This window comes from Staphylococcus sp. GDY8P126P (assembly GCF_017891965.1).
Classification (GTDB): domain Bacteria; phylum Bacillota; class Bacilli; order Staphylococcales; family Staphylococcaceae; genus Staphylococcus; species Staphylococcus saprophyticus.
Window position 1 is genome coordinate 1 of sequence record NZ_JAESKG010000004.1, and the last position, 26,566, is coordinate 26,566.

Genomic DNA, 26,566 nt, shown 5'->3' on the forward strand with positions numbered 1-26,566 from the left:
ACAATTATACGGACTTTATCAGTAATTGAGTAATATTTACGTTTAGGTCCACCAGTCATCGATTTTTTAGAAACACTTGTAACATAACCTTTTTTATTTAAGCGTAATAATACTGGATAAATACTGCCATCACTGATTTCTGGAAATTGTTGTGATTTTAATTTGTCTAATATTTCATAGCCATATGTTTCGCCTTGTGCAATTAAACCTAAAATAGCTCCATCTAACAATCCTTTCATTATTTGATCAGATATTGACATATAATCCCTCTTTTCACTATCTTATAATAAAAGATAGTATAAATTTTGATTAAGGTCAACTATCTTTCAATAAAAGATAGTTGTTTAAAAATTAATCACTTTTTAAATTGGGTATAGTTATTAAAAAGAAGGGGTTGATAAAATGACGATAGATTTACCTAAAATAGGGAAACCAGCGACGAATGCATTACACCATATAGGGGTAAAAACATTAGAAGATGTTGCTGGATATGATAGAACGACATTATTAGCAATACATGGTGTAGGACCGAAAGCAATGGATATATTGGAAGATAACTTGAAAAAACATAACATGAATTTTAAAGAGGATATTGGATTTGATGTGCCATTTCACTTAACTGGTGATTTGAAATGTGATAACGCACCTAAGAGAAGAGTCATGCTAGATTTTTTAATTGGCTCAGCACTTGTGGATAAAGACAAATTGCAAGCGATCGTTGCAGAGGACTTTAAATGGGAAGTAGTAGACGCATTTCAATTAACTGGATTTGACGCATTTTATCAAGAGCTTGAAGACCACAAAGAAACTATTGTATCCATAGATGTGAAAATGAATATAAGTCACGGTAAATCTGGTGCATTGCATGGTACGCAGATTTTGGAAAATGGTACAACGATTTATTTTGCTGATATGTTTGAATTTACAAGTCACCGTAAAGATGCCAAAGTTAAATCAATAACATCATATATAATAATGAATGAAGGAGAATCATAAATGAGTGTAAAAATTGTAGAAAATAACATCATATTTACGAGGGAATTTAAAACTACTGCAGAACAAATTTTTAAAGCATATACAGACCAAAATTTATTTGAAAAATGGTTTCACCCACAAGGTGCCACTACAGAAGTGTATGAATTTGATGTACAAACGGGTGGGAATGCCTTTTTTGCTATACGCGCACCACAAGGTACGAGCTATACTGTAACGCAATATAACGAAGTGATACAACCCACGCTGATTGATTATAATGATTATTTTGCAGATAAAGATGGTAATATTGATCAAAAAATGGCTGGTATGCACAATACGATTCATATTGAAGATAACGATAATGGTGTAGCAAAACTTACTTCAGTTGCTGTATTACCCGACCCTAAAGCGGCACAACAATTATTAGATATGGGTGTCGAAGAAGGTATGAATAGTACGTTTGATAACTTAGAGACATTATTAGAAACTTTATAACAGTAAAACTTCAAAAAAATGTTGGAATTGGCATAGTAATCATTTAGCGTTTTTCGATATAATAGTATTGAAAAGAGGTGTGTGTATTGAATAAACGTTACATGAAAGTACTTGGTTTGTATTCATTTAGTACATTAATTCCTACACTATTATTAAATGAAAAAACCTTAAGTAGTCATACATTTAAATGGTTCTTACGTACATTAGCTGGATATGGTATTTTTGCCTATGGTCTACATTTTTTAAGTAAATTTAAACAATAATACTATAGTTGTTTAACCAAAAAGGGGAGGGGCAGAAATCAAATTTTCTAATAGAGATTTCGTACTCCCACCTATGCAATCAAGGCAACGATGACTTGTATAAAGGTTCACCTGAACTAATGCTCATGTATATGTCTTTCTAGAAATTTCATGTGGTATATAGGGTTTGGCTTATGCATTAGAGCGTCTCGTTTCCATGGGAATGGAAAAATCATTTCTTTAAACAAGTGAGTCTTTATATTTTAATTCAGTCATCTACTGCCTAATTGAAAACAGCCTGAGACATCTATTTTGTCTCAGGCTGTTTTATTTATCATATTGATTGAGGGACTCACCATTTGTTTTAATCACATTACGGTACCAATCAAAGGAAGCTTTTTTCTTACGTTCTAAAGTACCATGTCCTTCATTATCTCTATCTACATAAATGAGACCATAACGTTTTTTCATTTCTCCAGTTGTAAATGAAATAATATCAATGAGTCTCCATGGTGTATAACCCATTAAAAAGTAAGTTACGTAAGCATTTTTAAAAATGATCAATGACCGATTGGATTGTATACGTGTTTAGTTTATTAATTATGGTTGTATCAACTTCACTATAAATTTCATCTAGCGCATGGCTAATATTTTTACCTACATGACAATGTTGATTGGTATCTTTATGAATTTTTGCGAAATGCATTGTTTCTGAAAAGATAAGCTGGTATAGGTCGCCTAAGTGAATCTCATTTGCGGAAGAAGATAGACTGTATCCCGAGATACCTTGACTACTTTGAATATAATGACCGTCTCTTAAATAACGACATATTTTACGAACTAGTGTGGCATTACTATTGATGCTATCTGCTATATATTGACTAGACACTGGTTCTTTTTCAGTGGCTAATAGTGTAAGAATGTGTATGGACACAGAAAATTGAGTGTTCAAGATTAAGACTCCTTTTGCTAGTGCTTGTGTAAATTTTAGTTACAAGTAGAGTTTACGATATATTATTTAAACGTGCAATGTATTAATTTAATAAAATGTTCTAAAACGACTATTAAGTATAGGTATAAACTCTTATAATAATATTGTTAGCAAAATTTGATTTTTTAAAAATTGATAAGGGGTGCGAATGATTTATGGTTGATAATGGCAAGTGTATAAACGATACATATACGTCAAAAGAAACAATTGAAAATATTAATAATCAAGTACAAATGAAAGAAGTCATGTTTAGCCAAACTCCAGGACGCTATGCACTAAAATCCATTATGTCAGGATTTCTATTAGCTATTGTTACAGTATTTATGCTAGGTATCAAAACACAATTTGCAGGAACGAATGAAGGTTTAGTGAATCTGATGGGCGCCATTTCTTTTAGTTTAGCATTGGTGTTGATTGTGTTAACTAATTCAGAATTATTAACTAGTAATTTTATGTATCTGACAGTGGGATGGTATTATAAAATCATTGGTATGAATAAAGCGTTAGGTATTATGTTGGTTTGTTTCTTATTTAATATAATCGGTGGTTTTATACTTTTTGCATTAATGAAATTTACACCTATTATGACACCAGAAATGATCAGTAGCTTAACTAGTATGGTCGACGGCAAAACCATTGATAGTAGTTGGTATGCGATTTTAGTAAAAGCGATTTTTTGTAATTTCTTTATTAATATCGGCATCTATGTATCAATTCAATTTAAAGATGGTTTATCCAAAGCATTTTTCATCGCTTGTGGAGTGATTGTATTTGTATTTATGGGATACGAGCATGTTGTGTTTAATGCTGGGTTGTATTCAGGTATGGTTTTTTATGATTTCGACGCGGTAGCATGGTTACATGTATTGAAAAATATTGTCTGCGCGTTTATTGGTAATTTTATCGGTGGAGGTATTTTCGTAGGGTTAGTTTATGCATATTTGAATGGTAGAAGAGATAGTTGGCATAGTAAATCATAAAATGAGCATCTATGAAAACAGTTAGTATCTCTAAAATTTAATCAATAGTGCTATAACTGATTGATTTACAAATACATAATGTATACACAATAGCTTTAACACTTGTGACGCTATAAACAGCAATTAATGTTGACGTAGATTCACGAAAACATGATAGCAAAGTGTGATTGTTTTGCCTTCACGTAAGTATTGGATCTATATTCTAAAACATATCAATTGACTCGATTATAAAGAAGACATATTGTATTTATATAATTTAAAAATAAGTTTTATGAAAATCATTTTATTTTAATGACTTAATAAGCTTGGGAATGATAGGAGTGACAACATGTCTGATTACAATATAAGAATTGCAACAGAGTCAGATGCAGAAGCGCTACAACAACTTATGCATGAGGCTTTTACACCATTAAGAGAATTGGGAATTGATTGGCCATCTGTCAATGCTGATTTAGCTTTGGTAAAAGATAATCTAACAAAAAATACTACATTTGTATTAGAAGATGATAAAGAAATCATTTCAACTATAACAGTGCGTTTTCCATGGGAAAGTAAACGACGTATTTCCATATATCCATTTGTGTGGTGGTTTGCAACTAAGCCTTCATATGATGGTAAAGGGATAGGTAGTAAATTGTTAAAATATGTAGAAGAAACATTTTTACGAGATACACTTAAAGTACCAGCTGTAACTTTAGGTACCTCAGCCCGTAAACACCCGTGGCTTCTAGATATTTATAAAAAACGTGGATATGAAATTTATAATGAACATGAAAGTGAAGATGGCGATTTAGGTGTTATCATGAGAAAAGTACTTATACCAGAAAGATTTGATGAAGATGTGTTGGGAAAACCACCATTCCATTAATAAATATATGAGTCAGGGAATCCTTTTATTAGTTGAATAAGAGGATTCCTTTTTTGATGATTTTATATAAGATAAAACTGATAAACACAACAAATGATATCGAAATCGCATTTAGGTTTACTTTTAATTTTATAAAGAAATAAACCTTAATTTTTCCAATGATTAGCAATTACATTTAACTATACAAAAGTTGCTTTTTAAATGAGATTTTAATAAATTATGCATTAAAGAAATGTATTAATAATAGAAATTAATTTACTTCAATATAAAATAAGTTATCTTATATATACAGTTATTTATAATTTTTGCGGAAATTATTAACAAAGGATGTAGTTTCACAAAAAATAATTTAGAGGTGATTTTTTGAAGAAAAACAATATCCAAAAAAATGGTAATTCGAGGCAAAGATTCAGTATAAGAAAATATTCTATCGGCACAGTATCTGTATTAGCGGCTACATTTTTTATTGCTAGCGGAAATGTGTCATTTGCAAGTGAATCTTCAAGTAATGAATTAAAGAATGAACAAACTTCAGCGAAAGACGAGTCAAATCGTGCAATATCGCCGTCAGTTACAAATGAAAACGCAAGTAATGCCACTGATGTCAAATCAACGGATGACCAAACAAAAAATCTTCAAGCACAACCACAAGATGAACCTCAAAATACAAACCAATCACAAGCTAACAATGATAGCTCAAATACGTCTACAAAAGTAGAGTCTAAATCTCAACAACCACCAATTAAACAAGAAAATTCGACCGAAGATATAAAGACGGAAAAAATTCCTGAATCAAACCAAAACAATGATAATCAAGAAAAGAAAGAAGATAGCAATAAAGTAGAAGATGAAAATTCAGAAAAAAAAGAATTTAATCCATCAATAGAACAAAATCAAGCAAAAGATGATGAACAGGGTACTCCTAATGCATCTGATAAGCATTCATCAGATAATAAAGTTGATACAGGTAAACTAAATGAAAATACAGCAGATAAACAATCAACGGCTGATGAAAATGATAGTGAGATAGACCATTAAGCAAGTTCATCTAATTTAAGTGATGAACAAAAAGAAAAACGTCAATCATCGGAAGTTGAAACTCAAGAAGATTCAACAGAAACATCAAATGTTAAAAATGAAAAAGTAGATGATCAAGCAGACGTAAAAGCGAATCCAACTTCATCAGAAGATAAAGCTAAACCAGAAACTGCGGCTGATATTAATTCAAAAGAAGACACAAAAAATGAGCAACAAGACCAACAAAGCCTCACAGAAGATGAAACAACACAAGAACCACAACGTATAGAAAATAATGGTGATAAGAATAATTTAAAAACAAAAACAAAATTTGATACAGAAAAAGTAGATTTAGATCCAAACGCGAAAGATAGTCCTTATAAAGCAAAAGATAAAGTTGAAAATGAAACAGCTACACCTCGAAAACGTGCTGATGCTGAAGAAGTAGAGGCGGATAAGTTACTTAAAGATTCAAAAACTGCAAAACAAGGTGAATATAAAAATAAATACTCGCTGATTTTAGTACACGGTTTCTTTGGTGGCGTAGGTGAAAATAGACCTGTTTTTTTACCCTAATTATTGGGGTGGGGATAAATTCCATATCAAAGAGCAATTTGAAAAGTCAGGGTATGAATTTCATGAAGCTACAGTTGGTACTTTCAGTAGTAACCATGATAGAGCAACGGAACTTTATTATTATATCAAAGGCGGTCGTGTAGATTATGCTCAAGCACATGCGGAAAAATATGGACATCACCGATATGGAAGAACTTATGAAGGCATTATGCCCAATTGGCAACCTGGTCAAAAAATACATTTGATTGGACATAGCATGGGTGGTCAAACCATTCGTCTACTTGAACAAATGTTACGTTACGGTAGTCCCGAAGAAATAGCTTATCAAAAGGAACATGGTGGAGAGATTTCACCACTTTTCAAAGAGCAAAAGGATAATATGATATCTTCTATAACCACTTTAGTAACACCTCATAATGGTTCGGCCGCATCTGATAATTTAGGTAATCGTGACTTTGCGAAAAAAATACTAAATGATATTGGTAAAGTCAGCGGTAATCGTTTTTCAAATTTAGATTTAGGTTTTAGTCAATGGGGATTCAAACAGCATCCAAATGAAAGTTATATCGAATACTCAAAACGTATAAAGAATAGTCCTTTATGGGATACAAAGGATAATGCATTAACTGACTTAACAGCCGAAGGTTCGGAACAATTAAATCAAAATACCTCACTGAATCCTAATATTGTTTATACGTCATATGCTGGGGAAGCTTCACATGCAACATTATCTGGCAAACATGTTCCAAATATTAGACAATATCCACTAATGGATTTAACAAGTCGGATCATTGGTAAAGATAAGAATCAGCAATTGAGATTAAATGATGGTATTGTACCTACTATTTCAGCCTTATATCCAAATGGACAAGCCTATAAAAATGTAACAGATATTAGTTCAGCTAATGAAAAAGGTATTTGGCAAGTCTTACCAGTTAAAAAGGATTGGGATCATATGGATTTTGTTGGTATGGATCCTACAGATTATAAACGCACTGGTGAAGAATTAGAACAATTTTATACCGGTATTGTTGATCATTTAATGCGCGTAGAGGAATCTGAAAATAGAAATCTAGCTGTCTAAACTACCAATAAGCTAAATAAAGTTATTGCCCATTTCCATAAATTTTGGAGATGGGTTTTCTAATATGCTTATATGTACATACTTATTAGCCTATGTGTAGGTAGGGGAAACCCAATAAATCAACATAAAGAAAAACGGTAGAGTCACCAATAAAGTGACTCTACCGTTATGATTTTTACTATAAAAATTAACTCGTGTAAACGTTCATTATCGTTAGTCTATTTGAATATTAGATGAAGAACGTTCTTCTTGTGTTTTTTTAGGTAATGTTACATTTAACATGCCATTCTCATATAAAGCTTTAATAGCATTTTCATCAACATTTTCAAATGGGTATTGACGTTTGACGTTGCTCGTACTACGTTCTTGATGAATTAGACGACCTGCTTCATCTTCCTCATTGTTTTCAATAACTTGTTTTCCTTCAATAGTTAAAACATTGTTTTCAAACTGTAAACTAATATTTTCTTTTTGAAAACCAGGGAGTTCAGCTTCCACGACATAGGCATTATCTAGTTCTTTTACGTCTGATTTAATGCTTGTACTATCTGGGAATTGCTCAAAAAACTGACGTCCAAAATCTTTAAATAAATCTCCAGGATTTCCTTCAAAAAATGAATTGTTAAACGGTCTCATATCAAAAGCCATCGTACATCTCTCCTTTAAATATTATTTTATAAAAATTTAGTCTATTGAAATTTGTGTTTTTGTTTGTTTGATTGGTAGCATAACAGATAAAATGCCATCATCCATTGTGGCTTTAATAGCATTTGTATCGATGTTTTTGAATATAAATTGTCTGCTTTGTTCATCAGTACTACGCTCTTTGATAAGATATGTCATCTCATCTTGCTGTGCATCTGAATGTTTTGCAGTAATTGTTAGTGTTTTATCTTCATAATTGATTGAAATATGTTCTTTTTGATAACCAGGGAGCTCAGCTTCAACTGTGTATTGATTATCTGACTGATAAACGTTTACTTTGAATTCATGATGATCTGATAATAAACTTTCTAATAAATCTTGTGGAAGATTACTGGTATTTTGTATCATCTCTAATCACCTCTCCTTTAACCTTACAACTACAGTATAATACTATAGTCAAAGAAAGTCAAAGTCAAAGCATTAGACATAAAAAAACACCACTTGTAATAGGGCGTTCATTAAATAAATATATGTAAATAGATTTATACAACTACATATGGCAAAAATAGTGAAATACAGTGGTAGTTAAAAAAAGATAAGTAAAGTCAAAAATAATTATAAAATGTACTTCTAACTTTAACTTATCCATCGTAAATTAAATATTTTGTTGGAAATGCTTGTTAACAAAATTTTGTAATGTTTCTTTTAAGTCAATCGCTTCATCAACTTCCATATCAAATTCGCTAAAGACTTGTTTAGATATATTAGAAAGTGGTTCTTTAATATCTTTACCTTTTGTTGTAAGCGCTATTTGTAAATTGCGCTCATCATCAATTTCACGTGTTCTAGTCACGTAACCTTTTTTCTCTAGTTTTTTTAATAATGGTGTAAGTGTACCTGAATCTAGAAAAACACGTGCACCTAGTGTTTTAATATTTAATTTTTCTTCCACTCCGATTGCCAATAAAACAATGTAGCCTGTATATGTTAAATCGAATTCTTTTAAATAAGATGTATATTTCTTAATTATCTCTTTAGAAGAAACATAAAAAAGAAAACATAGTTGTCGTTCTAACGTGTTGTCTTTTTCCTCCATTATAAATCACCCCTTATGAAAGTTAACCTTATTATGAACGTTGTCTATTGTCAAGCAACAGTTGTGCGCCTCTTTTACACTCTCGTTATAATATTTTATATATAATACATAATGCAAAACAATATATAGAAAACCAACTCATTTGATAGGATTTATTCTTAACAAATGACAGGGCGTAATTTACTTATAATGAGTAATGAATTTAAGAAGATTTTGTTACAAAAGTGCTTTAATACTTTATTAATGAATTGTAATCAGTCATAATAATAACATTATGGATTTTAATATATACATATCGTTTTATGTATAAAAAAGTTACAACAATTATGATTAATCATTGTTTATAGAAGGTTATGTTTTAATAAAAGGAGTTTAATGATGAAAACATTTTTAAAAATCATAGGGCTATTGGTCATATCACTGATTATTGCTATCGTATTTTTCTTTGGTATGAGAACGTATCAAGGTCATAAAAATTTGGACTTAGTTGACCATTATATGGACGAAAAGCATTTAACAGAAAAAATTAAGACAGAAAAGACACTTTATAGTGCCAAAAAAGGATTGTATTATAAAAAAGTAGAGTTTAAGGATGATCCAAAATACACTTATGTTGTTCAACCGATTAGTACTTATAAAGGCATATTAGTTCAAGGTTTTGATAGTGAAACGAATAAAAATGTTAAAGATGCGAAGCACAATGCATTTAAACAAGATTACAAACCTAAGGATTAGCTCATAAAATAGCTGAAGTATGAAAGCTTTAAAAATAGGAATAACACAGAAATCAAATGATTATATGAGTTACTTCTGTAGATTATCAAGCACGCTTAAAAGTTAATATTTAAAAAAGACGAATCCATTTATTATGGATTCGTTCTTTTTTGTAAATATACTGTTTTGTTAGAATTTCTGGCTTTTAAATATATAAGAAGTATGATTTTTTTATGTTACTCAAATATAAAATTAAATAGAAAAATTTCAATTCCATCGCATAATTACTATATATACTAAAAAGAGTTAAAGTTAAGAAAAAAAGCATGTTATTGTTAAAGCCTTTGTATTGATTGTCGTAAAGGTTTAATTATGTGACTTAAATAATAATTAAAAATGAATTATGTTATTTTAAGTGTATAAAGTTTTAAAATGTAGAAAAAATAGATGTGTAAAAAAGATTTAATTTGGTATAATTAGTCGATATTATAAAAGGGGAGAAACATCATGACAATATTTAAGAAAATAAGTTTACCAATGCAAGTTATGATTGCTTTGGTATTAGGTGTCATAGTAGGTTTATTGCTCTATGGTCATAGTGACGTTGCTAATTATATTAAACCATTTGGGGACATCTTTTTAAATTTAATAAAAATGATAGTGATACCAGTAGTATTTTGTTCACTAGCTTTATCTATTTCTAATGTTGGTGAATCTAAAACAGTGGGTCGTTATGGTTTTAAAACAATTCTTTATTTTGAAATTATAACAACAATTGCTATTGGATTAGGCATTATATTTGCTAATATTTTTAAACCAGGCGCAGGCTTAGATCCAAATAAGTTACCTAAAGGGGATATAAGTCATTATGAAAGTTCAGCAAAAGCTGCAGAACAATCTACATATGGCAACCATTTTATAGATACGATTGTCAATATTGTACCGACCAATATTTTTGAAGCTTTGACAAGTGGTGAATTGTTACCAATTATATTCTTTGCAGTATTTTTTGGTATTGCTTTATCGACAATAGGTCAAAAAGCTAAACCTGTAAAGCTCTTTTTATCAGGTACATTAGAAGCTGTTTTTTGGATGATAAACAAGATACTTAAACTTGCACCTATTGGTGTGTTTGCGTTTATTTGTACAACGATTATGACGTTTGGTGCATCAGCACTAATTACATTGTTAAAATTATTATTAGTTGTTATAGGCGCTATGATATTTTTTGTAGTAGTCATACTAGGCATTGTTGCAAAAATATGTGGTGTCAGTATTTTTGCTTTAATGAAAATCTTGAAAAACGAATTAATCTTAGCTTTTTCAACTTCTAGTTCTGAATCAGTGCTACCTATTATAATGCAAAAAATGGAACGCTTTGGCTCACCGAAAGACATTACCTCTTTTGTCGTACCAATCGGCTATACATTTAACTTAGATGGATCAGCATTATATCAATCAATTGCAGCATTATTTGTAGCACAAATGTATGGTATCGATATGTCCATAGGGCAGCAAATCATGTTGATGGTTACTTTGATGGTAGCGTCTAAAGGTATGGCAGGTGTACCAGGGGTTTCTATAGTTGTATTGATAACAACATTGACATCTATGGGCTTACCAGCAGAAGGACTTGCGTTAATTATAGGTGTTGACCGTATATTAGATATGGTTAGAACATGCGTAAATGTCATGGGGAATGCATTGTCTACAATTGTTATAGCAAAATGGGAGAATGCTTATGATAAAGAAAAAGGACAAGCATATTTAAAATCGATTTAATTAAAAAAAGCGGTTGTGGAAAACCATTTAGTTCCTAAACTGACTTTACTTCTCACGCTTTTATAATTAGTTTGAACGAGACATATTTCTATAAATGTAAAAATAGCTATGAAAAAATCTACTACTATAGATTTCTTCATAGCTATTTTAGTATATCGAATTTGATATGTGGAAAATATATTTACATACCCTTCATGCCGCCCATATCATGGATTTTCATCATTAAGCCATGTGGAATATCGTCATGATCTACAACTTCCATCTTACTATAAGTGTCGTCACCGTCAGCTTTTACTAATTTAACAAAGTCTCCTTTTTTAGGTGAAAAATCAGACTTTGATGGTAACTTAACATTCTTCTCAATTTTATGATCTTTTTCACTTATGACTTTATCAGCTGTCGTAGCATCTTTCATATATCCGTAATAAGTTTCTTTTTGTCCACTTGTGAACATCATTATAATCAATACAACAGCTATAACTAACATGATTACACTTAACGATATAGCAAATACTTTACTATTTTTCAATGTACAACGCTCCTTTTCAAACTATTTGTTTCTGTTACAAATAACATTCTATAACATTGCCATTCAAAATGAAATGATTCAGATACCATGTTAATAATCTATAATTGTACAGATTCATTGGGATGTAAATTAAGTTAAGTTTAACATTAGTGTGATTCTAAGATGGTAAAATACGTATATATTTCAATTCATCATGATGTAAAGTGAAGTATAATGGTGAATCTGAACGAGAGAAGTGTCTTATTTCAGCTTTAGGAATTGTGGAATCTTCAATATAGCGTAATAATGATCTTTCAATATAAGTGTCATTAAATGAAGAAGGTAATGCATAATCAACAAATCCATGCTCTCTGTTCAATGTTTGAATGAACAACGTTGTTTTAGCTGGTAGATGTTTTTCTTTTAAAATGAATTTTTGAACATCTTGTGTTGATGATCTTTGATATGGTGCGTTAAACAATAAAAGATGAATAGAATGATCTTCATGCAGAATAATATAGTTTTGGTGAATGGCTGTATATTTACTAATGAAAGGTTTAACAAATTGATATAAGTACATTAATGGTTCATAAATACCATGGTTATTCATTAAGGCGATATCATATTTTTCTTTACGTATTAATTCATAGCCGACGCCACTACCGCTTTTTAACATGATAAGCATATGGCACATTAAATCTGTAATTTGTAAGGGATGTTTTCCGTCATAAAGTAAAAAACCTTTTTTAGATAATTTCGTATAAACAAATTTTGAAGCATCAATTTGTGTTTCTTCGATGAGTTTATTATAGTATTCAAAATGACTCATTGAGTTATTGAAATGCGTACTTTTTTTGTTAAGTAATGTTTGTACGTTGTCTTGCTCAATATCGATGAAATGAAAATCAAAATTAAACCGATTTAATAATTTTGACGCATTCTTTAATGAGTGTGTCTGCTCTATGACACCTTCAACTGTGATGCCAACTTTAATATTGAGCTTCACATTGAAATTTTTGATTTTAATGTATAAACGATTAATATCTGTTAGAGATAAATGTGTCGCATCTAGTAACAATAGGAAATTATAATCACGATTTTGTTTGACGTACTCAGGTTTATATTTTAAAAATTGAAAGATACTATCCTCGATGACATCAAACTGATTTAAGGATTTAATTCTTATGGCAATACCAACATAATTTGAAAATAAAGCATCGATAAAGTCAATCATACCTGTAAGACTTAGATTTTCTAATGCTAAATTACGACTATTATTTATTAAAATATAGGCATTCGTTAAATCTTTAAAGCTAAACTTTGTATTGTAGTCAGATTGCACAATATCCATCAAATTATCAACGTGTATAAAAACAGTAGGTGATTTAATAGCATCATTAAAAGTTAATTGATTTAACTCAATGTTGATTTGATTTATGGTCTGCGGTTTATCTGAGGTATAAGTATCTATAGCACTTTGATACTGGCTAATATCTTCATTAACAAGTTGAACAATCATTTTAGGATTAGATTGAACATTTTTTCTGAATTCATTTGGTGTCATTTGCATAAAATGTTTAAATTGTTGCGTATAGTTTGAATAATGATTAAAACCAAACTGTTCGGAAACCTGATAAATGGTTTGCTTATTCTGAACAAGTTCGGAAAGTGAAAGGGCAATTTTCAAGCTCGTAATATAATTTTTAAAACTCATGCCTAGATGTTTTTTGAACAGAATTGAAATATAAGATGCCGAGATATAGAATGATTTGGACACGTCTTTAGATAAAAGAGGTAGTGAAATATTAGCATTAATAAATTCAGTAATTTTATTTAATAAACTATTTTCAGTGTCTATCGTTGGAATATAAGGCGTATCATATTCGACTCTGGCTTCTTTGTTTAATTTCGTGATAATTTCTGTCATTAGAGAAGTATCAATAGTAAATGATTGGTTTAATTGTTGCGCCATTGTCAAAATTTGATATTTTAAATATGGTTCAGAATTTAGTAATTTAAAATTATAATTGGAATTGAAAAAGTGTTTTTCTAATTTTATAAAATGTCTAATAGGTATGCATATTTCAACTACTTGTTGTGCATTCGATATTTGATATAAATCACTATGGTTAATGATAATAATGTTATTTCCAGCTGAGATTTTTCTTCCATTTAAAGTTATGTCTAAATGATTACTCAGTGAAAACAATAAGATCACTTGATTGATACAACGGCGTGTAACGGTGTTTAAATACTCATGAATACATAAAGTTGTATTATCCATCGTAAAAGCAACTCCTGATAATAAAATAACATGCTATAAATATATTGAACAAAATACATTATATTATAAAAAGTTGAAAATTTTAATCCTTTAAATATAAATAATTTTAAATCTTACAAAGTGATTTAAAGCTTAAAATTAAATTTACCACAATTTAATTTTAAGGTTGGATAATTTTTCCGAATGAAGAGAGTTAATTTTTAAAATGAATTCAAAAATACGAAGGAGGATTCACAATGGAACATATTTATTCTGAATTTTATAGACAAACAGAAAAGATCACAGAACCTAAATTACAAGTATTAGGCGTAGTACTTCATGATGATGCTGAAAATTATACAGCTAAAGCATACATTGAGTGGTTGAAGCGCAGAATAAATAGAAATGAATTAGAGAAAGGCTGGGCATGTCTCTATGTAGACGCTAATACGTGCTATTGGTTTCATCCATCTGAATATATAGAATGGCACTGTGGTAACGCATTTGCTAATTCACATTATGTAGGTATAGAACGTTGCCAATCTAAAATAAATGGTGTTTTAGATGATGAGGCATTTATGAGAAATGAAGAAGCTAGTTTCAAAATGGCTGCACTTATATTGAACAAATATCATTTACCTATAAACCGTGAAACAGTGAGATTGCATAAGGAATTTTTTGACACTGAATGTCCTGCACGAGCGTGGAAAATTCATTTAGGTAACGTAGAAACAAATCAGCAAACGATACAAAAATTACAAGATTATTTTATTGAAAGAATTAAGTCCTATGCTAGTTATATATCAGATGAAGAATTAAAAACGGTAGGGTAATATGTTGTAGTTGCCATAGATGTAATAATAAATAATTAAAGTAGGATATTGCGTTCTTAGTTGGAACCGGTTACAATAAGGATAAAGATTTTTGGTACCGGTTCCATTTAATGAGGAGGGATTTAATTGAATTATAAAAAGTCTGCGGAAGAACTATTAAATGCAATAGGAGGAGAAGACAATCTAGACGCAATGGCGCATTGTGCTACGCGTTTACGACTTGTTCTTAAGGATGAAAGTTTAGTTGATGAGAAAGTATTGAATGATATGGATGTCGTTAAGGGAACGTTTTCAACAGGTGGTCAATATCAAATTATTATTGGCTCTGGTACTGTCAATAAAGTGTTTAATGAATTAGAAAACATAACAGGTAAAGAAGCTTCTACAACTTCTGAAGTGAAAGCACAAGGTAATAAAAATATGAATCCATTTCAGCGATTTGTCAAAATGTTATCGGACATTTTTGTACCAATCATACCGGCAATTGTAGCTGGTGGTCTATTAATGGGTATTAATAATATTTTAACAGCACCAGGTATTTTTTATGATGGTCAATCATTAATTGACGTACATAACCAGTTTAAAGGGCTAGCTGAGATGATCAATGTCTTTGCTAATGCACCATTTACATTGTTACCTATATTAATAGGTTTTAGTGCTGCGAAGCGGTTTGGAGGCAACGCCTTTCTTGGTGCAGCTTTAGGGATGATATTGGTACATCCCGATTTAATGAATGCCTATGATTATCCGAAAGCTGTAGAAGAAGGTAAGGCAATCCCTCACTGGAATCTCTTTGGTTTAGACATTAACCAAGTTGGTTATCAGGGGCAAGTGCTTCCTATGTTAGTGGCTGCATATATTCTTGCGACAATTGAAAAAGCACTACGTAAAGTAGTACCAACTGTCTTAGATAATTTACTTACGCCATTATTATCTATATTAGTTACTGCATTTGTTACATTTTCATTTGTAGGACCAATTACACGGACATTAGGCTATTGGTTGTCAGATGGTTTAACATGGCTGTATGAATTTGGTGGTGCGATTGGCGGTCTGATTTTCGGATTATTATATGCGCCTATTGTAATTACTGGTATGCATCATAGCTTTATTGCGATTGAAACACAGTTGATTGCAGATAGTGCTTCAACAGGTGGGTCATTTATTTTCCCAATTGCGACAATGTCGAATATTGCGCAAGGTGCAGCATCACTAGCAGCTTTCTTTATTGTTAAAGAAAATAAAAAACTTAAAGGCGTCGCATCTGCAGCGGGTATATCAGCATTATTAGGTATTACCGAACCAGCTATGTTTGGTGTTAACTTAAAACTTAGATATCCTTTTATTGGTGCGATAGTAGGTTCAGGTATAGGAGCAGCCTATATATCTTTCTTTAAAGTGAAAGCAATCGCGTTAGGTACGGCAGGAATCCCTGGTTTTATTTCTATAAGTGGCCAACATAATGGCTGGTTACATTATGGGATAGGCATGTTAATCGCCTTTATCGTAGCATTTGGATTAACATATGGGCTATCTTATAGAAAAGGGAATAAAGCCATTTCAAAATAGCTAAAAGTTGTTATAGATTACAAGTTGAAAACATTGTCAGTTTTGGAGTTATATGGCACAAATTTTGTTCTTTAAATGGCAAAACACCTCTTATTAACTAAATAAGAGGTGTTTATGATTATCTCAATTTAAACTTTTCTATAGCTAATTTAATCTCGTCTCTAACACGTTGGAATTCTGACCATTCTTTACCTGCTGGATCATCAAAACCCCAATGCTCTTTTTTAACGTTTGGTGGTAAAATAGGACAATTATCGTCTGCATCACTACATAACGTTACGACCAAATCTGATTGTTTTAAAATATCATTATCAATCAAGTCTGACGTATGGTTTGATATATCAATATCTACTTCTTTCATAGCTTCTATTGCTTTAGGATTAACACCATGTGTTTCAATACCAGCAGAATAGACATTCCAACCTTCACCCAATATTTCCTTTCCCCAACCTTCAGCCATTTGGCTACGACAAGAGTTTCCTGTACATATAAAATAAATTGTTTTCTTATCCATAATTAAAGCCCCTTTTCTTAAAATATGATTAGTGTAAGGTATAAACCTAAGAGTGTTACAAATAGGACTGGAATAGTGATGATAATTCCAGTTTTAAAGTATGTTCCCCACGAAATCTTCACACCTTTTTGTGTTAAGACATGTAGCCACAATAATGTTGCTAAAGAACCAATTGGCGTAATTTTAGGTCCTAAATCAGAACCTATGACATTCGCATAAACCATGCCTTCTTTTAATATTCCTGTAGCACTGGATTGGCCAATCGCTATTGCATCTATTAAAACAGTTGGCATGTTGTTCATAATCGAAGATAAGAAAGCAGCTATAAAGCCCATACCCATGATGTTGCTAAATAACCCATAATTTGAAATGTTTGTTAAAACATCCCCAAGGATCGTTGTAATACCTACATTTTTTAGTCCAAACACAACAAGATACATACCAATAGAGAATACAACGATATTCCATGGTGCACCTTTAATCACTTGTTTTGTATGAACTGCTTTAGATTTACGAGCTAATATTACAAAGATAAAAGCAATAATACCAGCAATAATTGATACAGGAATTTGGATAAACTCGCTAACAAGATATCCAACGAGTAGTACTGCTAATACTATCCATGAAAGCTTAAATAACTTAGAATCTTTAATTGCACTTTTAGGATCTGATAGATTTTCTGTATCGAACGTTTTAGGTATGGATTTTCTGAAATATAACCATAAAACGAGAATACTAGCAATCAGAGAGAATATATTAGGAATGATCATTCGGCTAAAATATTCAATAAATCCAATATCGAAGTAATCTGCAGAAACGATATTAACTAAGTTACTTACAATTAAGGGAAGTGATGTAGTATCAGCAATAAAACCACTGGCAATAATAAAGGGGAAAATCACTTTTTGATTAAATCCTAGATTCCTTACCATCGCTAATACAATAGGCGTTAAGATTAAAGCTGCACCATCATTTGCGAAAAATGCTGCTACAATTGCCCCAAGTAACATAATAAAAACAAACATTTTTAAGCCATTACCGTTTGAAGCCTTGACCATATGTATCGCAGACCATTCAAAAAAACCAATTTCATCTAATATTAATGAAATAAGAATAACAGCCACAAAAGTTAAAGTTGCATTCCAAACAATACCTGTTACTTCTAATACATCAGAAAGACTTACGACTCCTGTAATGATAGCAACAACAGCTCCAATTAAAGCTGTAATACCAATATCTAAACCTTTTGGTTGCCAAATCACAAAGGTTAAAGTTAAAAGAAAAATTACAATTGCTAAAATAGTCATCAACAGTCACCTGATTTCACATTTTTACATACACATCTTTGATTAGATGTATTAATGATGTTCAAGTTTTGGATAATATCATCTAAAATAGCATGATTAAGTTGATACCAATGTTTATTGCCGTCTTTTCGTGTTGTAACTAATTCATTATCTACTAATGACTTCATATGATGACTTAGTGTAGGTTGTGAGAATTGAAAGTGTTCTAATAAGTCACAAGCGCATAGCTCACCACAAGAAAGTAAATCTAATATTTCTAACCTACTTGGATCTGATAAAATTTTTAATATTGTTGATAGTTCTTTATAAGACATGAATAAACCTCCTAGACATTAAATAGATTAACATCTATATAGATTATTGTCTATGTTATTTTATTTACTATTTTTTATTCTATATATAGTTTGACGTGTAATACCAACTTCTTTAGCTATAGTACTTATAGATTTACCCTGTTCAAGTAATTCAACAACTCGGTAATAAACTAAACGCTTTTGTGGGTCTTTAGCATTGGGAGAATACAGAACAGGTCTCCCTTTATATATACCTTTTTCTTTGGCGACTTGAACCCCTTGAGCTTGTCGACGTTTACTTTCATTTCTTTCTTGTTCTGAAATCATTGCTAAAATTTGAATAATTAAATCTTTCATAAATTTATCTAGTAGTGGATTTCCAATGACTTCATTCATCATAGGTAAACTCGTTATCATGAGCTGAACTTCTTTATCTTTTAAGTAATTAACTGTTTGAATTATTTCCTCGTAATTTCTTCCTAGTCTATCAATAGATTCAACAATTAAACGATCTCCCATTCTTAAAAAATTTAATACTTCTTGAAAAACAGGTCTGTTTTCTATAGATTTACCTGATTGTTTTTCTGTGAAAATTTTCTCAGCACCAAAAGATTGCAAATTTTCAATTTGCCTATCTAAATTTTGATCAATGGTCGAAACTCTTGCATAACCAACTATCATTTTTAGCACCCCTTTTTCATACACCCTAATCATACAAACGAAAATAGCATTTTACAAGTATTTTTTATTGTTCGATTAGGGTAAACCCTAAATAACAGAATTTAATAACTTGCAAAAGTTGCATTAATAATTTATAGTTAATACATCAAAAAAAATTGATGTATTGTTTTAGTATTTTATAAAGGAGTTCGATTTTATGAGAATAAATCATGCAGGTACATTATCTGTTGATTATTTTGTTAGCTACTTAAATCTAATTATGATATCAAGAGAAGTTTCTTTAAAAGAAGCTATATCATATATGAAAAATGAGTTCTTTAAAGGTGAACCTGACATGTATGGTAAAATAACAAAAACTCATTTTAATCAAGCAATACAAGAACTCAAACAAAAATAGAAATATCTATATATAAGAGAGGTGATTATTTAATGGAAATTATTCAGTCCAGTCCTAATAGAACTGAGGAAGAACAATTAGACTTTTATGAACAGATGTTTAATGCGCTAGCTGATAAAATCAGACTTAAAATTCTACATTCAATACGTCAAAGTGATTCAAAATCTTTATGTGTTTGTGATCTAGAAGAATTATTAGCATTAAAACAATCTAAACTTTCCTATCATTTAAAAAAATTAGTAGATGCAAATATTCTTATTGCTGAAAAGCATGGCACATGGAATTATTATAAAATTAATGAGCAACAAATACAGGTGGTTTTAAAAGAAGATACTTGCTGTAAGATACTTTAAGTATCTTCTTTTTAACATAGAATTAATCAATTTTTTTTGATTATTATATCAAGAAAAGTTGATTAAATAAATTCGGAGGCGTTATACTAATGGTAGATTCAATTATGGAATTCATAAAAACATTTCTGATGTTATTTTTTGAATTATTATTACTATTTATAGTAGTGAGTTTTATAGTAAGTCTGATTCAACAAGTTGTTTCAGAAGAAAAAATTAAAAAGCTTTTGAGCAAACCTAATAAAGCCGTCAATTATATATTAGGTATGATATTTGGTGCTGTTACACCATTTTGCTCTTGTTCAACTATTCCAATACTTGCAGGTCTATTAAATTCCAAAGTTCCTTTTGGTCCAGCAATGAGTTTCTTAATTGCTTCACCGTTAATGAATCCATTAATGATATTTATGTTATGGGCATTATTAGGGTGGAAAGTAGCTGTTGTTTATTTTGTAGTACTAGCAATTTTCAGTATTTTAACAGGTTTAGTGTTTTCAAAAATGAATTTAGCTGAAAGTTATAAAGGGGTCAATGTTAAAGGTGATGGCTTTTTTGCTAATAAATCAGGATCTCGTTTTAAACAAGCATTAAACGATGCGTGGGCATTTTTATACCCAATGTTACCTTATCTATTTATTGGTGTATTTATTGGCGCCTTTATATACGGATTCATACCTGAAGAATTTATAACTAAGTATGCAAGTGGTGATGGTTTTATATCGGTCTTTATTGCTTCTGTTATCGGTATCCCTATGTATATCAGACCAGAAACAATGTTACCTATAGCCGAAGCATTAGTATCAAAAGGTATGTCGCTAGGAACAGTAGTAGCATTAATAATTGGTGGTGCTGGCGCAAGTATTCCAGAAGTCGTATTGCTATCTAAGTTATTCAAGAAAAAATTTGTAATATCATTCGTTATCGCAATTTTAGTTGTAGCCATTGCTACAGGACTAATTGTTAATATGATTATTTAAATTTAAGGGGGATAAATTAATGAATCCAGAAACGTCAGTAATTAATAGATATGGAAATGCTGCAAAAAATCATGAAGAAAATTTATGTTGTCCAGTAGAGTATGATACGAAATACTTAAAAATCATACCCGATGAAATCATAGAAAAAGATTATGGCTGTGGCGATCCTTTAGGTAAGATTCAAGAAGGAGATACCGTTTTGGATTTAGGTTCTGGCGGAGGAAAAGTTCCTTATATAGTTTCTCAAATTGTCGGTGAAACAGGTAAAATTATTGGCGTAGATATGAATGATGATATGTTAAATCTTGCTAAAAAATATCAAAATCAAATGATTGAAAAAATTGGTTATGACAATGTAAGTTTTTATAAATGAAAGATTCAAAATTTAAAATTAGATTTAGAAGTATTAGATAAATATTTACAAGAGCACCCTGCTAGAGATTTAGGTACTTATCAATCTATCAATCAATATATTAATTACTTAGAAAACGAAATGACTATGATAAAAGATAATAGCATAGACGTGGTTATATCTAACTGTGTTCTAAACTTAGTTTCAACTGAAGAAAAAGAGGAACTTTTCAAGGAAATTTATCGTGTTTTAAAAGATGGTGGAAAAGCCGTTATCTCAGATATTGTTTCTAGCGTAGAAGTACCAGAACAATTGAGACAAGATGAAGACTTGTGGAGTGGTTGTTATTCAGGCGCTATTGAAGAAAAATCTTTTATTGAAGCTTTCGAAAATGTAGGATTTTACGGTGTAGAAATAGATAAACGTGAAAGTACATGGACTACTATAGAAGGTATTGATTTTAGAAGCATGACGATTATAGCTCATAAAGGTAAAGAAGGTCCTTGTATTGATAAAGGACAATCTGTTATATATAAAGGTCCATTTAAACATATTGAAGATGATGATCATATATTTGAGCGTGGAGAAAGAACTTTTGTATGTGAAAAAACATTTAATATATTAAAACAGTCGCCTTATAAAGATGTTTTTGAATTTATCAATGAAAATGAAGAAGCTATTGATATAGAAGAATGTTGCGACACATCATGTGGTTGCTAAATAACAATTAAAGGAGGTGTTAAAATGGAAAAAAACGCATTTAAAAAAGCTATTTCTAAATTAAAACCTAAAGAGCAAGCTTGTTGTTCCGTTGAAATTGAAGGAAATAAAGAGAGTAAAAAAGAGAATACAAGTAAAGATCAACAGAATAATAAAGGCTGTTGTTAATGGCGTATCATTAACAATTAAATTAGGGAGCATAACAGTATGCTTCCTTTTTTTAATGGAGGTGCTGAAATGATTCAAAATTTAGCTGACTTTACAGAAGAAGAACGTAAAAAAGCTATGGAAAGATATCGTGTCCTTGAACCTTATTTAAAAAACTTAAAATCAGTTAGAACAGTTAGCAAATCAGCAAAAATACCAAAGCGTACGCTTTATAATTGGATTAATAGATACAAAAATGATGGATTAGCTGGCCTTACAGATAAAACGAGAAAAGATAAACATCGAATAAAGATAGATGGAGATATTATCAATTTTGTTCAGAACGAGTATTTCAGTAACAGAGGAATTTCTATAGCTTCTATATATCGCAAAACAAAGCAGTGGTGTAACAATAAGAGGATTCCTGAACCTAGTTATTACCAAGTTTATAATATTATTAAGCGAATACCTGAAAACTTAAAAGCTTATTCAAATATGAACTCAAAAAAGTATGCTGAAAAATACGATGGTATATTTTTACGTGAGTGCCAACGTCCCAATGAAATTTGGCAAGCTGATCATACTATGTTGGATATAGAAGTATTAAATGAAAAGAATGAAATTGAAAGACCTTGGTTAACAATTGTTTTAGATGATTATAGCAGAGCAATTGCAGGTTTCAGAATAGAGTTTGGATCACCAGACACTGAAAGAACAGCACTTGTTCTAAGACAAGCAATATGGAAAAAAGGAAATTCAAATTGGCCAATTTGTGGCATACCAGAAAAATTCTATACTGATCATGGCAAAGATTATACCTCAGAACATATGCAACAAGTATCAGCTAACCTCAAAATAGAACTGATATATTCCAAAATAGGTATACCAAAAGGCAGAGGAAAAATAGAACGTTTTTTTCAAACAGTTAATTTAATGTTTCTTCAATTACTTCCTTGTTATACAAAAAGTAAAAAGTCAAGAAAACATCTTACTTTGGAAGAGTTTAATAATAAGTTTGAGCACTTTATAATAAACGAATATCATTATCGTAAACATGGAACAACAAAAGAAAAACCGATGCAGAAATGGAATCAACCAGACTTTCTCCCACAATTACCTGAATCTAGAGAATTATTAGATTTACTATTATTAACTACAAGCAAACCTAGAAAAATACACAAAGATGGTATCTATTTTAAAGGACTAAGGTATTTTTCTACTAACCTCATTGCTTATATAACAGAAGAAGTTTTTATAAGATATGATCCTCAAGATATTTCAGAAATTCGAGTCTATTTAAACAATCAATTTTTAAGTATTGCATATTGCAGTGATTTAGAAAACCAAAGTATAAGTATAAAAGAAATCGAAAGACTAAGAGCAAATAAAAAAAGAGAGTTAGGAAAAAGTATTACTCGTACACGTCACCTCGTTCAAAATCTTAATCGTCCCAAACTATCAAATGAAGAATTAAGTAATAACGCAAAACAAGTTAAAAAGTCAAAACTAAAGAGGTATAAAAATGACTAATAAAACTTTTGTTGAAACAAAGCAGTACCGTCGATTTGAAGAATTTTGTGATAATTGCGCTAAGTATAAATATATGGGGGTTTGTTACGGAAATCCCGGTGTAGGTAAAACATTTTCTGCACAATATTATGCAAATTGGGACTATGTAAACCCAATCATTACTAATTATCAAAAAGCTGATGATAAAGGAAGTAATGTACATGATGATCAATTTCTAAATTGCAAAACCATTTTTTATACTGCCCCTCCTGTTAGACCTTCAAGAATTTATAAAGAATTATTAAACTTGGCTAGTGAATTAACATTAGGGAAAATTGGATATCGATCATTAAAAAGACAAGAGGAATTTAACGGATTAGAAGAACTTGTTAGATTACAACCAAGTAATTATGAAATTGATTTAATTATTATTGATGAAGTTGATAGACTAAATTATAAAACACTAGAGATTATTAGAGATATTTATGATCAACTTGATATTGGTGTTGTTTTAATCGGTATGCCAGGTATAGAAAAACGATTGTCAAGGTATCCTCAATTATATTCCCGTATTGGTTTTAGTCATCAATTTGAAAAATTAAGCAACGATGAATTAAAACACGTTTTAGAATATAGGTGGGAGGAGCTTTCCTTACCTTTAAGTTATGAGGATTTTGAAGATTATGAATCTATTAATACGGTAATAAAAATTACGAATGGTAATTTTAGATTAGTACAAAGATTATTTTCTCAAATTATACGAATTATGGAGATTAACGAATTGAATAAAATAAATGTTGAAGTGATAGAAACTGCTAGAGATGGCTTACTAATAGGAGAAAATGAGTAATTTGAAAGGGCTGTAGTATATGAGAAAAATAGGATATGCACGTGTACCTTATACTGACCAAAATTTAGATGTTGAGATAACTCATTTGTTAATCAATGGATGTGATTTAGTTTTTTCTGAGAAAGTAAATATTTATAGTAAAAACCAAATAGAACTTAAAAGTTGTTTAGAAGAATTAAAAGAGAATGATATTTTAGTTATAAATGACTTAAAAACTTTGGGATTAACGCCAAAACAGTTTATGGACTTCATAGATAACGAAATAATATCGAAAAACCTCCATTTAGAAGTACTTAATCTGAATATAAATACTCAAAATGAATATGGGCAATACTTTATTAGAGTATTCCAAATGTTGCTAGAATCCGAAAAAGTTCTAGTGCAAGAGAGAACGTCAAATGGTTTGAAAGCCGCTAGAGAAAAAGGTCGAAAAGGAGGACGACCTCAAAAAGTTGAAAAAAGCCAAAGGTATTATATTAAACAACTATATGATAGTGATAAATATACAGGTGAAGAAATTGCTCAAATGACGGGATTAAGTAGGAGTTCCATTTATAGAATAATTAAAGAAATGTTATAAAAGAAAGCAGGTAAACAGTTATATAATTGTCTACCTGCTTTGCGCCATTTAAAGCACAAAATTTGTGCCATATAACTCCAAAACTGACAACATAAACTAAGAAAACGGTAATTTCTATTGAAATAAAATAGAAACTACCGTTTTCTTTATTACTCTAAAAATGAACAAACCTTTTTGATCATATAAGTACTTAAATATTCATATGAAATCATATTTGAAAATGAGGATTGTGTATTTAATTACTACATTTTAATTAAGAATCATAACTTTTGTTTTCGCCATAAAAATGCGCCGACAATTGATACAATGATAAGTGAAATGCCGATCACAATAATCCATGAGATGTAACTGTGATCATTGATTGGTAAGGGGACGTTCATCCCAAAAAAGCTAAATACTAATGTTGGTAAAGTTAAAAATACTGTGAAAAGCGTTAACGTCTTCATGGTATTGTTCATTTCATTTGAAAGTAAGGAAGCATATGATGTTGTAATACTTTCTAAGATATCTGTATAAAGTCTTGTTGTTTCTAATGCTTGGTTATTTTCTATAACTAAATCTTCTAATATATCCTCGTCTTCATCAAAACGTTTAATGGCTGGCAACCTAAATAATTTTTTGATTATGCTTTCGTTTCCTTTTAGCGCGGCTAAAAAATAGACTAAACTTTTTTCTACTTCCATTAAATTATATAACTGTTTGTTTGTGACGTTATTTTTTAGGTCACGTTCTATACGTAGACGCGTTTTATTAAGTAATCTCAAGTTTCTGTTATAGTGATTTGAAATGGTCAATAATATATTTAATGCAAAACGACTGTGAAAATGTAAGTTAATATTTTGGCGTGCAAAATTATCAAGAAATTCATTTTCTACATTACAAACAGTAATAATCTTTTTATTACCGATAATAATACCTAAAGGAATCGTAATAAATGACAATACTTTCAAGTTTGTGTCATTAACAACAGGTAAATCTAGTATGATAAGCGAGTAGCGTGTATCCTCATCGTAATCTACACGGGCGCTTTCTTCTGAATCTAGTGGATCTCGAATGAAATCTTCAGGAATATCATAACGATTGATTAAAGTTTCTATTTCTTCCCAATTTGGATCAACAACATTTATCCATGAAGCGGTTTGATCTAATTCAGTATGAACAATTTCTTGGGTTTGTGAATGCTTGTAAGCAGTTATCATAAGACAATGATGTCCTTTCTTTGAAATTCTTTTTAATGTTAGCGAAGAAACA

The 26,566-nt window shown here is 30.5% G+C and carries 30 protein-coding genes and 2 pseudogenes; 19 read left to right on the forward strand and 13 right to left on the reverse strand.

Annotated elements, in window-relative coordinates; genetic code table 11:
- Positions 1 to 260: PadR family transcriptional regulator (locus tag KA893_RS08210; protein WP_210125730.1), on the reverse strand; the 260-nt coding region annotated here is incomplete at its 3' end.
- A gap of 142 nt (positions 261 to 402) precedes the next feature.
- Here KA893_RS08210 and KA893_RS08215 point away from each other — a divergent pair.
- The 3 genes from KA893_RS08215 to KA893_RS08225 all read left to right on the forward strand — a co-directional run bounded on the left by KA893_RS08215 (position 403) and on the right by KA893_RS08225 (position 1,733).
- The gene (locus KA893_RS08215; protein ID WP_002482448.1) at positions 403 to 996 is read left to right on the forward strand and encodes a helix-hairpin-helix domain-containing protein; all 594 of its coding nucleotides are present in this window, start codon (positions 403 to 405) and stop codon (positions 994 to 996) included.
- On the forward strand, positions 997 to 1,470 hold the full coding sequence (locus KA893_RS08220) for an SRPBCC family protein (protein WP_069821560.1): 474 nt from the start codon (positions 997 to 999) through the stop codon (positions 1,468 to 1,470).
- An 86-nt stretch (positions 1,471 to 1,556) separates the two neighbouring features.
- Complete coding sequence (locus tag KA893_RS08225; RefSeq protein WP_037537755.1) at positions 1,557 to 1,733, forward strand: hypothetical protein; 177 nt, start codon at positions 1,557 to 1,559, stop codon at positions 1,731 to 1,733.
- Between the two features lie 306 nt (positions 1,734 to 2,039).
- On the opposite strand, the pseudogene KA893_RS08230 reads toward KA893_RS08225, so the two are convergent.
- Both KA893_RS08230 and KA893_RS08235 read right to left on the reverse strand, forming a co-directional pair.
- Positions 2,040 to 2,240: pseudogene (locus tag KA893_RS08230) on the reverse strand (family 1 glycosylhydrolase); the annotation flags it as partial.
- A gap of 22 nt (positions 2,241 to 2,262) precedes the next feature.
- Positions 2,263 to 2,664 carry an Rrf2 family transcriptional regulator gene (locus KA893_RS08235; RefSeq protein ID WP_011302455.1) on the reverse strand — a complete coding sequence of 134 codons (402 nt, stop codon included), beginning with the start codon at positions 2,662 to 2,664 and terminating at the stop codon, positions 2,263 to 2,265.
- Between the two features lie 194 nt (positions 2,665 to 2,858).
- Between KA893_RS08235 and KA893_RS08240 the strand changes: the two genes are divergently transcribed.
- The 4 genes from KA893_RS08240 (at position 2,859) to lip (ending at position 7,228) form a co-directional block, all read left to right on the forward strand.
- Positions 2,859 to 3,683, forward strand: a complete 825-nt coding sequence (locus tag KA893_RS08240; RefSeq protein ID WP_069838176.1) for a formate/nitrite transporter family protein — start codon at positions 2,859 to 2,861, stop codon at positions 3,681 to 3,683.
- Positions 3,684 to 4,011: 328 nt separating this feature from the next.
- The gene (locus tag KA893_RS08245) at positions 4,012 to 4,551 is read left to right on the forward strand and encodes a GNAT family N-acetyltransferase (protein ID WP_002482453.1); all 540 of its coding nucleotides are present in this window, start codon (positions 4,012 to 4,014) and stop codon (positions 4,549 to 4,551) included.
- A 363-nt stretch (positions 4,552 to 4,914) separates the two neighbouring features.
- Positions 4,915 to 5,589, forward strand: a complete 675-nt coding sequence (locus KA893_RS08250; protein ID WP_081377940.1) for a YSIRK-type signal peptide-containing protein — start codon at positions 4,915 to 4,917, stop codon at positions 5,587 to 5,589.
- A gap of 526 nt (positions 5,590 to 6,115) precedes the next feature.
- The gene (gene lip, locus KA893_RS08255; protein WP_277750876.1) at positions 6,116 to 7,228 is read left to right on the forward strand and encodes a YSIRK-targeted triacylglycerol lipase; all 1,113 of its coding nucleotides are present in this window, start codon (positions 6,116 to 6,118) and stop codon (positions 7,226 to 7,228) included.
- Between the two features lie 213 nt (positions 7,229 to 7,441).
- On the opposite strand, the gene KA893_RS08260 is transcribed toward lip, so the two are convergent.
- From KA893_RS08260 to KA893_RS08270, 3 genes are all read right to left on the reverse strand, one after another.
- A complete protein-coding gene (locus KA893_RS08260; protein ID WP_041079231.1) occupies positions 7,442 to 7,876 on the reverse strand; it encodes an Hsp20/alpha crystallin family protein in 435 nt (144 codons plus the stop codon).
- 36 nt (positions 7,877 to 7,912) lie between these two features.
- On the reverse strand, positions 7,913 to 8,281 hold the full coding sequence (locus tag KA893_RS08265) for an Hsp20 family protein (RefSeq protein WP_002482457.1): 369 nt from the start codon (positions 8,279 to 8,281) through the stop codon (positions 7,913 to 7,915).
- Positions 8,282 to 8,528: 247 nt separating this feature from the next.
- Entirely contained in the window at positions 8,529 to 8,969 is a 441-nt protein-coding gene (locus tag KA893_RS08270; RefSeq protein ID WP_037537787.1) for a MarR family winged helix-turn-helix transcriptional regulator, read from the reverse strand.
- 378 nt (positions 8,970 to 9,347) lie between these two features.
- On the opposite strand from KA893_RS08270, the gene KA893_RS08275 reads away from it, so the two are divergent.
- Complete coding sequence (locus tag KA893_RS08275; protein WP_011302462.1) at positions 9,348 to 9,704, forward strand: DUF3139 domain-containing protein; 357 nt, start codon at positions 9,348 to 9,350, stop codon at positions 9,702 to 9,704.
- Between the two features lie 486 nt (positions 9,705 to 10,190).
- Positions 10,191 to 11,465: a cation:dicarboxylate symporter family transporter gene (locus KA893_RS08280; protein ID WP_075339869.1), complete on the forward strand. Its 1,275-nt coding sequence runs from the start codon at positions 10,191 to 10,193 to the stop codon at positions 11,463 to 11,465.
- A gap of 181 nt (positions 11,466 to 11,646) precedes the next feature.
- Here KA893_RS08280 and KA893_RS08285 read toward each other — a convergent pair whose 3' ends face one another.
- Both KA893_RS08285 and rsp read right to left on the reverse strand, forming a co-directional pair.
- Entirely contained in the window at positions 11,647 to 11,994 is a 348-nt protein-coding gene (locus KA893_RS08285; protein WP_011302465.1) for a DUF4889 domain-containing protein, read from the reverse strand.
- A gap of 157 nt (positions 11,995 to 12,151) precedes the next feature.
- Entirely contained in the window at positions 12,152 to 14,257 is a 2,106-nt protein-coding gene (gene rsp, locus KA893_RS08290; RefSeq protein ID WP_069821558.1) for an AraC family transcriptional regulator Rsp, read from the reverse strand.
- Positions 14,258 to 14,493: 236 nt separating this feature from the next.
- Here rsp and KA893_RS08295 point away from each other — a divergent pair, with 236 nt between their 5' ends.
- Entirely contained in the window at positions 14,494 to 15,069 is a 576-nt protein-coding gene (locus KA893_RS08295; RefSeq protein ID WP_002482463.1) for a peptidoglycan recognition protein family protein, read from the forward strand.
- Between the two features lie 126 nt (positions 15,070 to 15,195).
- Positions 15,196 to 16,638, forward strand: coding sequence for a sucrose-specific PTS transporter subunit IIBC (locus KA893_RS08300; RefSeq protein ID WP_002482464.1), 1,443 nt, complete (start codon positions 15,196 to 15,198; stop codon positions 16,636 to 16,638).
- A gap of 118 nt (positions 16,639 to 16,756) precedes the next feature.
- On the opposite strand, the gene arsC is transcribed toward KA893_RS08300, so the two are convergent.
- Genes arsC through KA893_RS08320 form a run of 4 tightly spaced genes read right to left on the reverse strand, consistent with a single transcriptional unit; the run spans position 16,757 to position 19,433 of the window.
- Positions 16,757 to 17,152: an arsenate reductase (thioredoxin) gene (arsC, locus tag KA893_RS08305; RefSeq protein WP_003756625.1), complete on the reverse strand. Its 396-nt coding sequence runs from the start codon at positions 17,150 to 17,152 to the stop codon at positions 16,757 to 16,759.
- 17 nt (positions 17,153 to 17,169) lie between these two features.
- Positions 17,170 to 18,462 carry an arsenite efflux transporter membrane subunit ArsB gene (gene arsB / locus KA893_RS08310; protein ID WP_162835587.1) on the reverse strand — a complete coding sequence of 431 codons (1,293 nt, stop codon included), beginning with the start codon at positions 18,460 to 18,462 and terminating at the stop codon, positions 17,170 to 17,172.
- Positions 18,459 to 18,773: an As(III)-sensing metalloregulatory transcriptional repressor ArsR gene (gene arsR / locus KA893_RS08315; RefSeq protein WP_000120603.1), complete on the reverse strand. Its 315-nt coding sequence runs from the start codon at positions 18,771 to 18,773 to the stop codon at positions 18,459 to 18,461. Before arsR ends, arsB begins: the two co-directional genes overlap by 4 nt.
- A 60-nt stretch (positions 18,774 to 18,833) precedes the next feature.
- A complete protein-coding gene (locus tag KA893_RS08320) occupies positions 18,834 to 19,433 on the reverse strand; it encodes a recombinase family protein (protein ID WP_075339867.1) in 600 nt (199 codons plus the stop codon).
- 196 nt (positions 19,434 to 19,629) lie between these two features.
- On the opposite strand from KA893_RS08320, the gene KA893_RS08325 reads away from it, so the two are divergent.
- The 8 genes and pseudogenes from KA893_RS08325 to KA893_RS08360 all read left to right on the forward strand — a co-directional run bounded on the left by KA893_RS08325 (position 19,630) and on the right by KA893_RS08360 (position 25,315).
- Positions 19,630 to 19,830, forward strand: a complete 201-nt coding sequence (locus KA893_RS08325) for a hypothetical protein (protein ID WP_031588347.1) — start codon at positions 19,630 to 19,632, stop codon at positions 19,828 to 19,830.
- A gap of 32 nt (positions 19,831 to 19,862) precedes the next feature.
- Entirely contained in the window at positions 19,863 to 20,183 is a 321-nt protein-coding gene (locus tag KA893_RS08330) for an ArsR/SmtB family transcription factor (RefSeq protein WP_031588348.1), read from the forward strand.
- Between the two features lie 89 nt (positions 20,184 to 20,272).
- Entirely contained in the window at positions 20,273 to 21,157 is an 885-nt protein-coding gene (locus KA893_RS08335; protein WP_041079216.1) for a permease, read from the forward strand.
- A gap of 19 nt (positions 21,158 to 21,176) precedes the next feature.
- Positions 21,177 to 22,229, forward strand: a pseudogene (locus KA893_RS08340) (methyltransferase domain-containing protein).
- Positions 22,230 to 22,253: 24 nt separating this feature from the next.
- Complete coding sequence (locus KA893_RS08345; RefSeq protein WP_210125732.1) at positions 22,254 to 22,397, forward strand: hypothetical protein; 144 nt, start codon at positions 22,254 to 22,256, stop codon at positions 22,395 to 22,397.
- Positions 22,398 to 22,466: 69 nt separating this feature from the next.
- Entirely contained in the window at positions 22,467 to 23,906 is a 1,440-nt protein-coding gene (locus tag KA893_RS08350) for a Mu transposase C-terminal domain-containing protein (RefSeq protein ID WP_075339903.1), read from the forward strand.
- Positions 23,899 to 24,735, forward strand: a complete 837-nt coding sequence (locus KA893_RS08355; RefSeq protein WP_031588352.1) for an AAA family ATPase — start codon at positions 23,899 to 23,901, stop codon at positions 24,733 to 24,735. The genes KA893_RS08350 and KA893_RS08355 overlap by 8 nt, the downstream gene beginning before the upstream one ends.
- Positions 24,736 to 24,754: 19 nt before the next feature.
- Positions 24,755 to 25,315: a recombinase family protein gene (locus KA893_RS08360; RefSeq protein ID WP_031588353.1), complete on the forward strand. Its 561-nt coding sequence runs from the start codon at positions 24,755 to 24,757 to the stop codon at positions 25,313 to 25,315.
- A 260-nt stretch (positions 25,316 to 25,575) separates the two neighbouring features.
- Here KA893_RS08360 and KA893_RS08365 read toward each other — a convergent pair whose 3' ends face one another.
- Positions 25,576 to 26,514 (reverse strand): magnesium transporter CorA family protein, encoded by a 939-nt coding sequence (locus KA893_RS08365; RefSeq protein WP_037537798.1) that lies wholly within the window; start codon positions 26,512 to 26,514, stop codon positions 25,576 to 25,578.
- Between the last annotated feature and the right edge of the window lie 52 nt (positions 26,515 to 26,566).

Excerpts from the sequence above, each read along its gene's own strand:
- KA893_RS08215 (WP_002482448.1), top strand. The coding sequence starts at position 403 with ATGACGATAGATTTACCTAAAATAGGGAAACCAGCGACGAATGCATTA.
- KA893_RS08220 (WP_069821560.1), top strand. The coding sequence starts at position 997 with ATGAGTGTAAAAATTGTAGAAAATAACATCATATTTACGAGGGAATTT.
- KA893_RS08240 (WP_069838176.1), top strand. The coding sequence starts at position 2,859 with ATGGTTGATAATGGCAAGTGTATAAACGATACATATACGTCAAAAGAA.
- KA893_RS08245 (WP_002482453.1), top strand. The coding sequence starts at position 4,012 with ATGTCTGATTACAATATAAGAATTGCAACAGAGTCAGATGCAGAAGCG.
- KA893_RS08260 (WP_041079231.1), bottom strand. The coding sequence starts at position 7,876 with ATGGCTTTTGATATGAGACCGTTTAACAATTCATTTTTTGAAGGAAAT.
- KA893_RS08265 (WP_002482457.1), bottom strand. The coding sequence starts at position 8,281 with ATGATACAAAATACCAGTAATCTTCCACAAGATTTATTAGAAAGTTTA.
- KA893_RS08270 (WP_037537787.1), bottom strand. The coding sequence starts at position 8,969 with ATGGAGGAAAAAGACAACACGTTAGAACGACAACTATGTTTTCTTTTT.
- KA893_RS08275 (WP_011302462.1), top strand. The coding sequence starts at position 9,348 with ATGAAAACATTTTTAAAAATCATAGGGCTATTGGTCATATCACTGATT.
- KA893_RS08280 (WP_075339869.1), top strand. The coding sequence starts at position 10,191 with ATGACAATATTTAAGAAAATAAGTTTACCAATGCAAGTTATGATTGCT.
- rsp (WP_069821558.1), bottom strand. The coding sequence starts at position 14,257 with ATGGATAATACAACTTTATGTATTCATGAGTATTTAAACACCGTTACA.
- KA893_RS08295 (WP_002482463.1), top strand. The coding sequence starts at position 14,494 with ATGGAACATATTTATTCTGAATTTTATAGACAAACAGAAAAGATCACA.
- arsC (WP_003756625.1), bottom strand. The coding sequence starts at position 17,152 with ATGGATAAGAAAACAATTTATTTTATATGTACAGGAAACTCTTGTCGT.
- arsR (WP_000120603.1), bottom strand. The coding sequence starts at position 18,773 with ATGTCTTATAAAGAACTATCAACAATATTAAAAATTTTATCAGATCCA.
- KA893_RS08320 (WP_075339867.1), bottom strand. The coding sequence starts at position 19,433 with ATGATAGTTGGTTATGCAAGAGTTTCGACCATTGATCAAAATTTAGAT.
- KA893_RS08325 (WP_031588347.1), top strand. The coding sequence starts at position 19,630 with ATGAGAATAAATCATGCAGGTACATTATCTGTTGATTATTTTGTTAGC.
- KA893_RS08330 (WP_031588348.1), top strand. The coding sequence starts at position 19,863 with ATGGAAATTATTCAGTCCAGTCCTAATAGAACTGAGGAAGAACAATTA.
- KA893_RS08335 (WP_041079216.1), top strand. The coding sequence starts at position 20,273 with ATGGTAGATTCAATTATGGAATTCATAAAAACATTTCTGATGTTATTT.
- KA893_RS08345 (WP_210125732.1), top strand. The coding sequence starts at position 22,254 with ATGGAAAAAAACGCATTTAAAAAAGCTATTTCTAAATTAAAACCTAAA.
- KA893_RS08350 (WP_075339903.1), top strand. The coding sequence starts at position 22,467 with ATGATTCAAAATTTAGCTGACTTTACAGAAGAAGAACGTAAAAAAGCT.
- KA893_RS08355 (WP_031588352.1), top strand. The coding sequence starts at position 23,899 with ATGACTAATAAAACTTTTGTTGAAACAAAGCAGTACCGTCGATTTGAA.
- KA893_RS08360 (WP_031588353.1), top strand. The coding sequence starts at position 24,755 with ATGAGAAAAATAGGATATGCACGTGTACCTTATACTGACCAAAATTTA.
- KA893_RS08365 (WP_037537798.1), bottom strand. The coding sequence starts at position 26,514 with ATGATAACTGCTTACAAGCATTCACAAACCCAAGAAATTGTTCATACT.